Source organism: Bdellovibrionales bacterium, from assembly GCA_016716765.1.
GTDB lineage: Bacteria > Bdellovibrionota > Bdellovibrionia > Bdellovibrionales > UBA1609 > JADJVA01.
This window is the reverse complement of the sequence record JADJVA010000025.1, coordinates 131,410-144,985: the sequence shown is the minus strand read 5'-3', so window position 1 is coordinate 144,985 and position 13,576 is coordinate 131,410. Positions and strand designations below refer to the sequence as shown.

Here is a 13,576-nt window from a genome sequence, read left to right as displayed (position 1 = left end):
CTTATAGAGGGATATTGCCATGTTTCTTAGGGGGATTGGTATCTCGCTTGTTCTTCAGCATTTCAAGAGAGTCGATAATGCGCTTGCGAGTCATGGCAGGTTCAATCACTTCATCGATGTATCCTAATTCCGCCGCAACATAGGGGTTTGCAAAAGCAGTTTCATATTCCTCGGTTAAGCGACGACGCTCTTTCTCGGGATCATTGGCCTCTTTGATAGCTTGACGGAAGATGATGTTAACAGCTCCATCAGCGCCCATAACTGCAATCTCAGCCGTTGGGTAGGCAAAATTCACATCGCCACGAAGATGTTTGGAAGACATCACGTCGTATGCACCACCATAGGCTTTGCGTGTGATAATCGTAATTTTTGGGACCGTGGCTTCGGCGTAGGCATAGAGCAGCTTAGCTCCATGAGTGATGATTCCATTCCATTCCTGATCTGTTCCCGGCAGAAATCCTGGGACGTCAACGAAGGTCAAGATGGGAATATTAAAAGCATCGCAAAAACGCACAAAGCGCGCAGCTTTAATACTGGCCTGAATATTCAAACAGCCAGCTAAAATTTTAGGTTGGTTTGCAACAATGCCAACTGAGCGCCCGTTAAAACGTCCAAAACCAATAATAATATTTTGTGCGTAATGTTGTTGAACCTCCAAGAAATAGCTCTCGTCGACAACCTTGTGAATAAGCAATAACATATCGTAGGGTTTTCGGGAGCTGTCCGGGATAAGAGAGTTAAGAGACTCTTCGATGCGATCGGGCCGATCCTTCGTAGGCAAAATGGGAGTATCGTCCAGATTGTTCGAGGGAAGGAAGTTGAGCAATTCCCGAATCATCAAAAGACAGTTCTTGTCATCTTCAGTCGCGAAATGAGCAACTCCGGATTTTTGGCTATGAGTGACGGCTCCGCCCAGAGCTTCTTTGGTCACATCTTCGTGGGTGACCGCCTTAATTACCTCCGGGCCAGTTACGAACATGTAACTAGAATTTTTTACCATGAAAATAAAGTCAGTCAGGCTGGGACTGTAAACGGCTCCACCGGCGCAAGGTCCCATGATTGCACTGATCTGCGGGACTACGCCCGAGGTGGTGACATTGCGAAGGAAGATATCAGCGTAGCCAGCTAGAGCTTCAACTCCCTCTTGAATCCTTGCCCCACCGGAATCGTTCAGACCAATCATGGGGGATCCGTTTTTTAGAGCGAGATCCATGATTTTACAGATCTTGTTGGCTTGAGTGCGAGACATGCTTCCGCCAAAAACGGTAAAGTCTTGGCTGTAGACATAGACAATCTTTCCGTTGATTCTTCCGTAGCCAGTAATCACCCCATCGCCTGGAGCCTTCTTTGTGCTCATACCAAAATTGATGCAACGATGAGTTACAAAACGGTCAATTTCGACAAAACTTCCAGGATCTAGCAAGACGTCCAGACGTTCACGAGCGGTGAGGCGACCACCTTCCTTATGTTTAACGACACGATCGTCGCCTCCGCCTTGCAAGGCCTCTTCGTTGCGAGTTTCAAGCTGTTTCAAACGATAAGTGGCTGATGATGACTCGGTATTCAATTGCTCCATTTATTCTCCCTACGGATAAAACCGTCCATACATCCTCGGAAAAGGAATTGTCTCACGCACATGATTTAGACCGCAGATCCAGGCAACCGTTCTTTCTACTCCCAATCCAAATCCAGAATGTGGGAAACTTCCGTATCGCCTTAAATCCAAATACCATTCAAAGTTTTTCTCATTGAGTTGATGCTCTTTGATTTTGGCACAGAGAATATCAATGTTTTCTTCTCTTTGACCTCCACCAATAATTTCTCCGTAGCCATCGGTCGCTAAAAGATCGCAACTCATGCTAGATCCTTTTTCTTCAGGATCCTCCTTCATATAAAAGGCCTTGATAGCCGAAGGGTAATGGTGAACAAAAACCGGTTTACTAAATTTCGAACTGATGATGGTCTCGTCAGTTCCTCCAAAGTCATTGCCTATAATGAACTCAGGATTTTCCTTCAAAATTATCTCGGCCGCTTCTTTATAGTGAAGTCTTGGAAATGGCAGCTGAATCTTCTGAAGACCTGTTGTGTCTCTTTCCAATACGGCCAACTCTTCACTTTTGTTTTTTAATGTTCTTTGTACGATGTATTCCACAAACTGTTCAGCCAGCTCCATGTTGTCATAAAGATCATTAAAGGCAACTTCTGGCTCAACCATCCAAAATTCGATCAAGTGACGGCGCGTTTTAGATTTCTCAGCTCTAAAGGTAGGACCAAAGCAATAGACTTTGCCAAAGGCGGCGGCGGTTGCTTCCATGTAGAGCTGTCCGCTTTGTGACAAGTAGGCCTTTTCGTCAAAATATTGAGTCTCAAACAAAGTTGAGGTTCCCTCGCATGCGCTTGGGGTAAAAATAGGAGCGTCGGTTAAGGTAAAGCCACGACCGTCAAAGAAATCACGGATAGCACTGATGATCTCTGCGCGAACGCGCAAAGCCGCATGTTGTTTCTTAGAACGAAGCCAAAGATGGCGATTGCCCATGAGAAAATCAACACCATGTTCCTTTGGAGAGATGGGATATTCTGCCGCCAAAGAAATAATGGTGAGATCTTTTGCCCCGAGCTCAAATCCTCCCGGACTGCGCTTTTCTTCTCGAACAATACCCTTGATGCTGACACAGGATTCTTGAGTCAGCTGCGAGAATTTTTCAAAGGCGGCCTCTTCGCACTCTCCTTTGAAGTAAACGCATTGGCAAAGTCCTGTGCCATCACGAAGGAGCAAAAATTTTATTTTTCCAGACGAGCGAGAATTGAAAACCCAGCCCCTCAGTTCAACCTCTTTACCAAGGTGATCTTTCAGATCGGATATGTAGACCTTCATAGTGTAAATTTGCTCATATAAATAATGGGTTTTATTAACAAAGATTGATTCCTATCATGCCCATTCTGAGAAGTTCACTCAAAAATCTGAGCTTCACAGCGCTTCGCATAAAATGCAAGGCATTAAAGAGGCCTTATAGGGGCACAAGTCACTTCTGTTTTAAGAGGAGCCGTCCTTGAGAGGAATTTCTGTAAGAGGGGTCCTTATCGACTGATTCCAGCAGTGCCTTGCGTATTTCGCTCGCAGTGGCTTTGGGCATTGAGCTCCAGAGAAGGGCGGCAACGCCGGAGGCAAAGGGAGTGGCCATACTCGTTCCAGTGGCTGATCGCGAGCCGCCCCCGGGGACGGTGCTCACGATTCTTAGGCCGGGGGCAAAGAGGTGAACATTTCTGTCTCCATAGTTCGAGAAATCGGCCATCAGATTCAGAGGGCCAACGGCTCCCACCGTAATTTGAGAGTTGAGGTTATACGAGGCAGGATATTCGGGCTGTTCATCGATGTTGACTCCCCGATTTCCGGCTGCCGATAAAAAGAGGACGTTAAGCTCGCTCAAGGACGATATCTTTGCGCCAAGTATCTTTGAACAAGGTGCTCCACCCCAACTGGCGTTGATTATTTTTGCACCCATCAGAACTGCGTAGTCGATGGCTCGAATGGCGTCACTGAGTGAGCCACCACCGGAAGAATCGATAAAGGCGAGAGGGAGAATCCTGGCGCTCGGAGCGACCCCCTGAACGTGTCCCTTCTGATAAGAGACGTAGTTGTGTTCAGCCGCGATGATGCCAGCAACGTGAGTTCCATGAAAAGAATGATCGGTCAGTATTTCTGAATCGAACGCAAAGTCATAGCCATTGACATCATCGATGAGGTCATTGTCGTCGTCGTCAACGCCATTGTTGTTTTTGTCACGTCCCAAATGATCAAGGCCCGATTCTCCCGGGTTAACATAGATTTGATTTTTGAGACTTGGATGTTCAAGGTCAACTCCTGAGTCTATAACGGCGACAGTAATTCCCTGGCCACGAATACCCGCTGCCCAGGATTGTGCTGCGCCAATTCGTTCAATTCCCCAGTTGTCCGGGTAATCAGAATTTTCACCAAGGGGACTCGCCAGATTATCTAAAGTGTTTTCCAGATGGATTCGCTGATCGCTTTCTACAAAATCAATTCTATTCATGTTGGGTAGGAGAAAAGTTTGAATAAATGAATCTCGGCTTGCTCCCCCCTCTTTGGTGATTTGACCATTTGACCACCTGACCAAGTACTGATCTTTTATTGCTGAAGGTTTGCATTCCTCAGTTGGTTTAGGAAACACAGTTTCCTGAGATCGAGGTTTGTCGCAAGAAATGAGAAAGAAAAGGAACATTGCGAATTTGAGATTCAATCGGATGACATTCATGATGCTTGGTTTTCCTTCCTTGGAAATTATGACCAGGCTTCATTTTAATTATGGATCGATCCCGTTGATTTCGTTAGTCTGGGAGACTGGGAATCTGCCAGAATTGAGATTTTCTACCAAATTGGACTTAGGTTGAGCGAAACTGAAGTAGGGATCAGGCAATTCGTCGAAGAAGTGTTTTAAGTTCTAATTTGGCTTTTTTAGTCACTTCTGCTTGATCGAGAATAGTGGATTGAAAATCTTTAACAACTTGCTTTCCGTTTATCCAGAGATGCTGAACATCTCGTCCCGAACAGGAATAAACAAGCGCCGAGTAGGGATTCTCAACAGTGCAGGCACTCGGATGATTCCGATCGACAATGACAACATCAGCCAGTTTCCCGACCTCAAGTGATCCAAGGTCATTTTCCCGACCGAGAATTTGTGCTCCCGCAAGAGTTGCCATTTCCAGAACTGCTTGGGCGGGCAATGCCGTAGGCCCAAAATGAGGTTTCTGTAGAAGAGCCGCAAGGCGCATTTCCATAAAGGGATCCATGACGTTGTTGCAAGGAGCTCCATCTGACCCGAGACCAACAACAAGTCCTTTCGAGCGGTAATCTTCGATAGGGGCAATTCCGCTTGCCAATTTGAGATTAGAGCTAGGGCAATGAACGAGTTTTGTTTTTGTTTTCACCATTCTGCGGACCTCTCCGCTCGTTAGGTGGACCCCATGTACGAGAATGAACCGATCATTGAGAAGTCCAAGCCTGAAGAGATATTCAACATTTGAGTATCCGGTGCGTTTTTTGATGAGCTCAACTTCTTTACGATTTTCAGAGGCATGAGTATGTATGAGAAAATTTCCTTGCTGTTGCATTTCAACAGCCCAACCGAGGATTTTTTCTGAACATGAAAGACCAAAGCGGGGGCTAATCACATATTCAAGCAAAGGAGATCGATGGTGCCAGTCTTTAATTATGCGAAGGGATTCTCGTTTGCAAGTCTTTGTGTCTAAGTAAATCGGACCAGAACTTGATTTAAGATCGGCCCAACAGTTGCCACCCCAGTATCGCATCTTTGTTTGATCAGCGACTTCAAAAAGTGCGTCTGTGTGGCGGCTCGAGCCCATATCGAGAATTGATGAAGTTCCGAGTCGCTGCATTTCAAGCATTGCAATTTGTGCTGAGGCAGTCATGGAGGCATGGTTATGGGCCGATTCAAGAGGCCAGATTTTCTTTTTTAACCAGTCGAGCAAGGAGAGGTCGTCAGCAAGACCTCGGAACAGCGCTTGACAGGTATGCGTGTGAGCTTGAATGAGCCCCGGAATAACAAAATTACCTCGTGCGGCGGTGATGACTTCGCCCGGCAGGGGAGGGAGATGGGAAGCTATCTCCTTAATTCTGCCGTCTTTTATCCTGAGGTCTCCAGCCAAAACGTCTCTCTTCTCGTTCATGGTAACGAGGAGTCCGCCTTGAATAAGCTGAGTGTTCTCTTCTTGCATTAAAAATTCTCCACGAATTTTCTGAGAAATCGGCCAAAAATTTTTTCGACTCTTTTTCCCGTTTCAGTGACTTCATTGTGGGATAGGGGAGTGGTCGAAATTCCTGATCCCAAATTAGTGATACAGCTGATCCCCAAGATATCCATGCCCATGTGCCTTGCGGCAATGGCTTCGGGCACGGTACTCATCCCGACTGCACTGCCGCCAATACCAGACAGAAAGCGAATCTCGGCAGGAGTTTCGTAGCTGGGGCCAGTTAGTCCGACATACACTCCCTCGTGGTAAGGAATATTTTCTTCTTTCAGAAGTTTGCAAAGACGCATTCTCAAGTCGGAATGATAGACATTTGTCATGTCAGGAAATCGCGGCCCTAGGGAATTGAGATTGGGACCCAGTAAAGGATTATATCCCATGAGATTGATGTGATCAGTTATCACCATAAAATCCCCTGGACTCATTTTTGGATTGAGACCGCCAGCGGCATTGGTCAGTATCAGGGTTTCCACCCCGATGGCGTTCAAGACTCTAGTTGGGAAAACGACTTCACTTGGAGAATGACCTTCGTAAAAGTGAATACGACCTTGAAACACGGCAACTGTACTCCTGCCGATCGTACCAAGAACAAGCTTGCCCGGGTGGCCGTCTACGGTCGGGGGGAGAAAGTGGGGAATTTCACTGAACGAAAATTCGACCTTTTCATTTACCTGCTCAGCAAAAGAAGAGAGACCAGACCCAAGTGTGATCCCAATTTTTGGCAAAAAGTTCGTTTTAGAGCGAATAAAGGAGGCCGCTTCTTCTATTCTGTCCTGTTCTCCTGATGTCATCAATGAACTCCTTAATATAAAATTTTTGCTACAAGTGGAGTTGGGGCTGGAGGAGCTGAAGAATATCGAATCGCTGTGCGAATTTTATTCATGGCTTCATTTATCCTATGAGAGTCATTCCCGTGCACTCTAAATTGAAGATCACCCTTGTTTACTTTAGAGCCGATTTTAACAAGGCATTCAATGCCAGAGGCAGGATCAATTTGATCATTTGCTGATGTTCGGCCCGCTCCCAAAATGATTGACGCGACACCAATCATTTCTGTGTCGAAGCCGACAACGTAGCCTTCGGCTTCGCTATGCAAATCAAAAATATTCTTTGCCCGTGGCAAATTATCTAGGCTTCTGGCGCCCTGGCGTTTGCAGAGGGCGGAGAATACCTCGTAAGCTTGACCTGTTTGTAAGAGTTTTGTTGCGAGCGTTCGCCCCTCCGCGACCGAAGAGGCTTTCTTCCCGAGATAAATCATGTGAGACGCGAGGTCTATTGAAAGCTCGCGAGTATCAGCAAAGGAAGGGGATAATTCACCCTTGAGGATTTGAAGGCATTCCCCGACCTCTAGTGCATTGCCGACGAACTGACCGAGAGGCTGATCCATGTTGGTGAGGAGAGCGGTGACTGGTAGTCCATTGTGTTTTCCAATATTCTGCAAGGATTTGGCCAGAACAAGGGCTTGCTCAAAGGACTTCATAAAGGCGCCACTGCCAAATTTCACATCGAGCACAAGGCCACCTAGCCCTTCCGCGAGTTTTTTTGACATAATGCTGCTGCAAATGAGTGGCAAGGAGTCCACCGTTCCTGTGACGTCACGCAAGGCATAAATAAATTTGTCAGCTGGGCAGAGCTCAGCAGTTTGCCCAATAATCGCAATCCCATTCTCAACAACATTTCGTTGAAAATCACTTAACGACATTTGGACCGAAAGGCCTGGGATGCTTTCCAGTTTATCAAGCGTGCCACCAGTATGACCGAGCCCTCTGCCAGCAACCATGGCTACGTGCACACCCGCAGCCGCGGCGAGGGGGCCGACGATCAAAGAAGTTTTGTCACCCACTCCTCCTGTGCTGTGTTTATCAATGACGAGTGGATGAGTGTTTTTAAAATTCAAGACCTGTCCTGAATCGCGCATAAGAGCTGTAAATTCGGAGGTTTCATTCTCGCTCATCCCCTGAAAACAAACAGCCATCAGCCAGGCCGACATTTGGTAGTCAGGAAGGCGTTGAGCCGTAAATTCATTCACGATGTAAGCGAGTTCTTCACGGCTGTGATTTGAGCCGCGCCGTTTTTTCTTAATGAGTTCTGCGGGAATGTAGTTTTCCACTCAATAAACCTCTGAGGCCTGAGTCTGTCTGTTCATGATTGCGGGGCCTGCGCTGGTTCCGAGGCGAGAGGCACCCGCCTTGATAAGAGCCTCCGCATCAAGGCGGGTGCGAATTCCACCGCTTGCCTTAACGCCCAATAAGTCTCCCACACATTCGCGCATAAGCAGAATATCAGCTGGGTTTGCTCCAGCTTTTGCAAAGCCCGTCGAGGTCTTCACGAAGTGAGCCCCTGCTTGAACTGCAATTTGACAAGCAAGGCGCTTCTCTTCATGAGTCAGCAGAGCTGTTTCCAAAATAACTTTCACGCGCGCGGGAGCGGCGACCTTAACGACCTCTCGTATATCGCTCTCAACCATCTGAAACTGTTTGGATTTCAGTGCTCCAATCGCCATCACCATATCGATCTCACTGGCACCCTGTTCAACGCACCAATGGGCCTCCGTTGTTTTGACAAGCGTAGCTGTGGCCCCGAGCGGAAAGCCAACAACTGAGCAGACAATGACAGGCGAAGGGGACAGAATCTCTTTACATAAAGAGATCCAGTAAGGATTGATGCACACAGAGAAAAATTGGTTTTCAATCGCTTCTTCGCAAAGTCTTTTGATGTCATTTTCTGTTGCATCAGCACGTAACAGTGTGTGATCGATAGATGAAGCCAGAGAGCTGCTTGGCGTCACGCCTTCAGGAAAACCCACCGCAAAATCCCTTCGTTAGAGAGGTAATTTTTAAAAAACCTTTGCAAATGTCACTGGCGATCTTAGTCTATATTGATGTCGGTTTGCAGACACTTTTTAATTGAGGGGCTTGTTCAGGGAGTTGGATTTAGATTTTTTGTGCTACGCGAGGCAAAAAATCTAAAGCTTGATGGATGGGTGAGGAATTTGCTTGACGGACGAGTGGAAGTCCTCGTGCAAGGGTCGGAAAAAACAATAGAGACGCTCATAGCTAAATTGCGAAAGGGACCTTTGACTTCGCGAGTAGAAAACCTCACTTTCGAAGAAGTGGATTTTCAGGGCAATTTGAGTGATTTCACAATTGAACTTGATGGGGATGTTCCGTGCCAATTCGATTAGTTGCGACAATTACCGCAGTGATTCTAATTTTTACTTTCTATCCAGCCAGTGCCTTTGCCCAATACGGAGGCTCGGGCGGAACTCAGGGTCAGCAGCCATCGCTAGGACCTCGGAAGCAAATGGCAACAATAATTTTCGCAGGTTTAGCTGGAGCTATTTTGGGATTGAGTACTTTGAGTTTTTATGGTCGACCTCAAGACAAGTTGCCAAACATTGGTATGGGTTTGGCGGTCGGGATTATCAGCGGAACCATATACACAACATATCTGGCCGCAACGAGGCCAAAGACCTACTTTGAGGGTTTAGTTCCCTCCATTGAAGAAGAACGGATAATGGGCTCGACTCTCGCAATGAGAGTCGGTCGACCGGCCGTTCAACTGCAGTTTGAGTGGGATTTCTAGCCAATTTTCTTTTTATTAATACCAAAGCTTTCAAGAAGCTTGGCCGTTCCAGAAGTTGCAGAACCAAGGTTGTCACTTGTACTTGTGATTTTTATTCCTCCCCCGATGGGAGGATGTGACGCTGTAGGTCGAGAGCCTGGAGCAGCCCCAGTTGGGCTCGATGGTCTTTGCGCAGCTCCTCCCATTGAGGAGGGAGGTGGCTTTTGGGAGTGCGCCGGATTCTTCTGAGGGGCAGGAGCGCCAGATGGTCTGGCTGGGCTGCCCCCTTTTGAGGGAGCTTGTCCCGCTGAGGGTTCAGCATCTTCCTCTTTGCGATGTTTCGAGACTCCTAGAAAATTCTCGCCCTCTTCCTTTGCTACCTTACCATCGCGGATGAGCGCTCGAATGGAGGATTCGAATGTGAGCATCCCATGTGTCGCTCCTGTCTGCATTGCAGATGGAATTTGGAAAGTCTTGCCCTCACGAATAAGATTAGCAACAGCGTGCGTGTTAACCAATATTTCAATGGCTGCGACTCGGCCAGGTTTATCAGCGCGAGGAAAGAGTGTTTGGGCGATAACTCCTCTCAAACTTTCTGCCAACATGACTCTGACTTGTGCTTGTTGGGCTTCAGGAAACACATCAATGATGCGATCAACTGTCTTTGCGGCATTATTTGTGTGGAGGGTGCCAAATACCAAATGACCCGTTTCAGCGGCAGTCATAGCCAAATGGATCGTCTCGAGATCTCGCATCTCACCCACGAGGATAATATCTGGATCTTCGCGCAAGGAGGCCTTCAATGCATTGGCAAAGGATTTGGTATGACTTGATACTTCGCGTTGATTTATGAGGCACATGCGGTTTTCATGCACAAACTCGATGGGGTCTTCAATAGTGATGATATGCTCTTTCCGCTCGCAGTTGATTGTATGAAGCAGAGCGGCCAAGGTCGTCGACTTGCCAGATCCTGTCGGGCCAGTTACCAGCACGAGGCCACGAGGGACCTCAACGAGATTCAATAAGTCTGGCGGAAGTCCAAGCTCATGGACAGTTTTGATCTCCTCCGGAATGACGCGAAAGACCCCGCCCATTCCTTTTCGCTGCATAAAAACATTGACCCGAAATCGTCCCAAGCCGGCAATCTGGTAACTACAATCCAATTCCCAGTTCTCCACAAACAGTCGCTTTTGTTTGTCGTTGAGAATTTCAAAGATGAGAGATTGCACGTTCTCATTTGTTAAACTGGGGTGTTCGAGGCGGACCATTTCTCCGTGAATACGAAGAATGGGAGGGGCTCCTGCGGAGAGATGCATGTCGGATGCATTTTGCGCGACCATTACCTGAAAAAGCTTGTCTATCTGAGCTGCCATGACATCCTTTTGTCTTTAGCTGTTGCATTCTCTTGATATAGGAATCGGAAGAAACCTAAGATATTTTAAGGGAATTGGGTTCTTTCTGATTACTCACTGCATAAATTTGGTTTATGGGGCTTGCCAGAGCACCGAATCAGAACGATGAGAGTCTAGCCCTTGAGCGATAGCATGTGAGGAGTCATTCTCGATTTGAGAATCCTAGCAGCGGAAGGTGATTTGTTGTGAGTGCGGAAATTTTGATCAACGTGAGGCCAAACCAAACTCGAGTGGCCTACGTCGAAAATCGTGAGCTCGTCGATTTGTATGTGGAGCGGCGGACATCGCCTACGTTGGTAGGATCTATCTATTTAGGCCGAGTGATGAGAGTTTTGCCGGGAATGCAGGCGGCCTTCGTGGATATTGGTCTCGATCGAGCCGCATTTCTCTATGTTGGAGATGTTCAGGTTGATCAGGCAGCTCTATTTGAAGAGTCCTCTGTTCAAGAGGGGCCTGAAAAGGCATCGAGGGACTCGGCAGATTCTGATTCTGAGGAAAAAAAACATAGCGTCAATATTGGAGATCTCCTAAAGGAGGGCGAATCAATATTGGTGCAGGTCGCAAAAGACCCACTTGGCACCAAAGGAGCCAGGATTACGACTCATATCTCGCTTCCGGGACGCCATCTGGTGTATATGCCAACCATCGTTCACTTGGGTATTTCTCGTCGAATTGAGGACCCTAATGAGAGAGAGCGACTGCGACGTTTGGTGGAGGGAATCAGTCCTCAAGGTGGGATAATTATAAGGACTGCGGGTGAGGGGGCTAGTGAGCAGAGTTTGCTGGCGGACATAGAATACCTCGACCGAATCTGGAAGGGGATCGAAAAATCCTATCAGGGAGTGAAATCACCGGGGCTTATCCATTCGGAAATGGACGTTGAACTGCGAGCACTTCGCGATATGCTCAATGAGAAAGTCAATAAAGTCATTGTCGATGATATCCAGGCCTACAAAAGAGTCGAGGCCTTCGTTAGTCAATTTATGCCAAACTACAAGGACAAGATCGTCCACTATCAAACCGAGGAGCCTCTTTTCGATTTTTATGAAATTGATTTGGAGATTTCCCGTTCTTTGGGCAGAAAGATTTGGCTCAAATCAGGCGGCTACATTGTTATTGATGAGGCGGAAGCCCTGGTTGTCATCGACGTCAATACAGGTCGTTATGTGGGAAAAAAGGACTTAGAAGAGACTATTTTAAAGACCAACATGGAGGCCGCAAAAGAAATTGCTCATCAACTTCGGATTCGTAATTGTGGGGGAATTATTATTGTTGATTTTATTGATATGGAGAGAATGGCTCATCGAGAAAAACTGGTTCAGTTTTTTGAGGGAGAGCTGAAGAAGGATCGCGCCCGAACGACGATTTCACCCATGTCAGAGCTAGGCCTTGTAGAAATGACTCGGAAGCGAATTAGGCCTTCCTTGGTATCCACGCTTTGTCAATCTTGTCCCTATTGCGAAGGCAATGGGTACATTAAAAAGAGGGACACGGTGACTAACGAGATATTCACGGCACTGGAACGTGAGTCGCTACGCGGAGGCTCGCGAACGGCAACTGTGGTTCACTGTCATAGTGAAATTGCAGACTGGGCCTACGGTGAGGATCAGGAAACACTTGAATTTATGGAGAAAAGACTTGGACACTCCGTTGTTTTTAAGGTCGAGCCAAGTTACCATATTGAGCAATTCGAAATTTCTTCATACTAGAATCTAGCTACCTCCTTGGGAGGCTAGCGAGATGAATGACCCAGGGCTTAATGAGCGGGTTTAACTGCGGTTTAATAATTGAATTAATTGACAGATCTTTTGCAGCGTGGCAGATACTCCAGACTCATGACTTTGGCTTCGGAGGTATTTTATCATGTATGCGATTATTCGCACGGGCGGCAAGCAGTATAAAGTTCAAGCGGGAGACACGCTTCGTGTTGAAAAACTTGAAAGAGAATTGGGTTCAGAATTTGATCTGAGTGAGGTTTTAGTTGTCGGTGGGGAGAAGACCTTTGTCGGCGAGCCCATTGTTAAGGGTGCGTTTGTGACGGTTGTAGTCACCCGCCAAGAAAAGGCACCAAAGGTAATTGTTTTCAAAAAGAAGCGCCGCCAGGGCTATCGTCGTATGCGTGGACACCGTCAGCTGTACACTGAGCTTTTTGTGAAGTCTATTACGACCCCCGAAGGTCAAACAGATGGCGTCGTGGGTGATAAATCAGCTCAGGTCCATGATCCTGCAAAAAAAGCTGCGCAATTGGCTAAAGGTCAAGAATTGCGTCAGGCTAGAAAAGAAAGCGGCCCAAAGGGAAAACAGGCTAAGGCTGCAACAAAAAAGGTGGAATTGACGTCGTCGGCTGCCGTGACCAAAAAGAAGGTTCGAAAAAAGGCAGCTGGCAAGGCGAAAAAGATTGTAAAGAAGGCCAAAGTCACGAAAAAGGCCGCCACAAAAGTGGGTGCGAAAAAGAAGCAGGCGAAGAAAAAGTCCTAAGGGGGACTTTGTCTAGGTGAAGAGAGAGTTTTTTGATTGTATTGATTATATTTTAACCGAGGTTTGCTCAATGGCATCGAAGAAGGCAGCGGGTAGTACTAGAAACGGTCGAGAATCGCACAGCAAGAGACTGGGTGTGAAACGATTTGGCGGTGAATTTGTTCGTCCAGGTACGATTATATTGCGCCAACGTGGAACTCAGTTTTTTCTTGGTAACAATGTGAAAATGGGTCGTGACTTTACAATTTTTGCTTTGATTGAGGGTTTGGTGAAGTTTGAACGTCTTTCCAAAACCCGCAGTAAAGTGAGTGTGTATCCCAAGGCGGCATAGTTGT

The 13,576-nt window shown here is 47.0% G+C and carries 13 protein-coding genes; 5 read left to right on the top strand and 8 right to left on the bottom strand.

Annotated elements, in window-relative coordinates; all coding sequences use genetic code 11:
- Position 1: 1 nt before the first annotated feature.
- From IPL83_17000 to deoC, 7 genes are all read right to left on the bottom strand, one after another.
- Positions 2-1,576, bottom strand: a complete 1,575-nt coding sequence (locus IPL83_17000; GenBank protein ID MBK9040824.1) for a methylmalonyl-CoA carboxyltransferase — start codon at positions 1,574-1,576, stop codon at positions 2-4.
- Positions 1,577-1,585: 9 nt separating this feature from the next.
- Positions 1,586-2,875 (bottom strand): asparagine--tRNA ligase, encoded by a 1,290-nt coding sequence (gene asnS / locus IPL83_16995; protein MBK9040823.1) that lies wholly within the window; start codon positions 2,873-2,875, stop codon positions 1,586-1,588.
- Positions 2,876-3,023: 148 nt separating this feature from the next.
- On the bottom strand, positions 3,024-4,274 hold the full coding sequence (locus tag IPL83_16990) for a S8 family serine peptidase (protein MBK9040822.1): 1,251 nt from the start codon (positions 4,272-4,274) through the stop codon (positions 3,024-3,026).
- A gap of 154 nt (positions 4,275-4,428) precedes the next feature.
- A complete protein-coding gene (locus tag IPL83_16985; GenBank protein ID MBK9040821.1) occupies positions 4,429-5,754 on the bottom strand; it encodes an amidohydrolase family protein in 1,326 nt (441 codons plus the stop codon).
- Positions 5,754-6,578 carry a purine-nucleoside phosphorylase gene (locus IPL83_16980; GenBank protein ID MBK9040820.1) on the bottom strand — a complete coding sequence of 275 codons (825 nt, stop codon included), beginning with the start codon at positions 6,576-6,578 and terminating at the stop codon, positions 5,754-5,756. Before IPL83_16980 ends, IPL83_16985 begins: the two co-directional genes overlap by 1 nt.
- Positions 6,579-6,589: 11 nt before the next feature.
- Positions 6,590-7,897: a thymidine phosphorylase gene (locus IPL83_16975; GenBank protein ID MBK9040819.1), complete on the bottom strand. Its 1,308-nt coding sequence runs from the start codon at positions 7,895-7,897 to the stop codon at positions 6,590-6,592.
- Positions 7,898-8,575: a deoxyribose-phosphate aldolase gene (gene deoC, locus IPL83_16970; protein ID MBK9040818.1), complete on the bottom strand. Its 678-nt coding sequence runs from the start codon at positions 8,573-8,575 to the stop codon at positions 7,898-7,900.
- Positions 8,576-8,668: 93 nt separating this feature from the next.
- Between deoC and IPL83_16965 the strand changes: the two genes are divergently transcribed.
- Positions 8,669-8,971, top strand: a complete 303-nt coding sequence (locus IPL83_16965; protein MBK9040817.1) for an acylphosphatase — start codon at positions 8,669-8,671, stop codon at positions 8,969-8,971.
- Entirely contained in the window at positions 8,956-9,372 is a 417-nt protein-coding gene (locus tag IPL83_16960; GenBank protein MBK9040816.1) for a hypothetical protein, read from the top strand. The genes IPL83_16965 and IPL83_16960 overlap by 16 nt, the downstream gene beginning before the upstream one ends.
- Here the strand turns inward: IPL83_16960 and IPL83_16955 are convergent.
- Positions 9,369-10,724, bottom strand: a complete 1,356-nt coding sequence (locus IPL83_16955) for a PilT/PilU family type 4a pilus ATPase (protein ID MBK9040815.1) — start codon at positions 10,722-10,724, stop codon at positions 9,369-9,371. The two genes, IPL83_16960 and IPL83_16955, sit on opposite strands and share 4 nt — an antisense overlap.
- Before the next feature lie 224 nt (positions 10,725-10,948).
- Here IPL83_16955 and IPL83_16950 point away from each other — a divergent pair, with 224 nt between their 5' ends.
- From IPL83_16950 to rpmA, 3 genes are all read left to right on the top strand, one after another.
- Positions 10,949-12,472 (top strand): Rne/Rng family ribonuclease, encoded by a 1,524-nt coding sequence (locus IPL83_16950; protein MBK9040814.1) that lies wholly within the window; start codon positions 10,949-10,951, stop codon positions 12,470-12,472.
- A 154-nt stretch (positions 12,473-12,626) separates the two neighbouring features.
- A complete protein-coding gene (gene rplU / locus IPL83_16945) occupies positions 12,627-13,241 on the top strand; it encodes a 50S ribosomal protein L21 (protein ID MBK9040813.1) in 615 nt (204 codons plus the stop codon).
- A 70-nt stretch (positions 13,242-13,311) separates the two neighbouring features.
- On the top strand, positions 13,312-13,572 hold the full coding sequence (gene rpmA / locus IPL83_16940; protein ID MBK9040812.1) for a 50S ribosomal protein L27: 261 nt from the start codon (positions 13,312-13,314) through the stop codon (positions 13,570-13,572).
- Positions 13,573-13,576 lie beyond the last annotated feature (4 nt).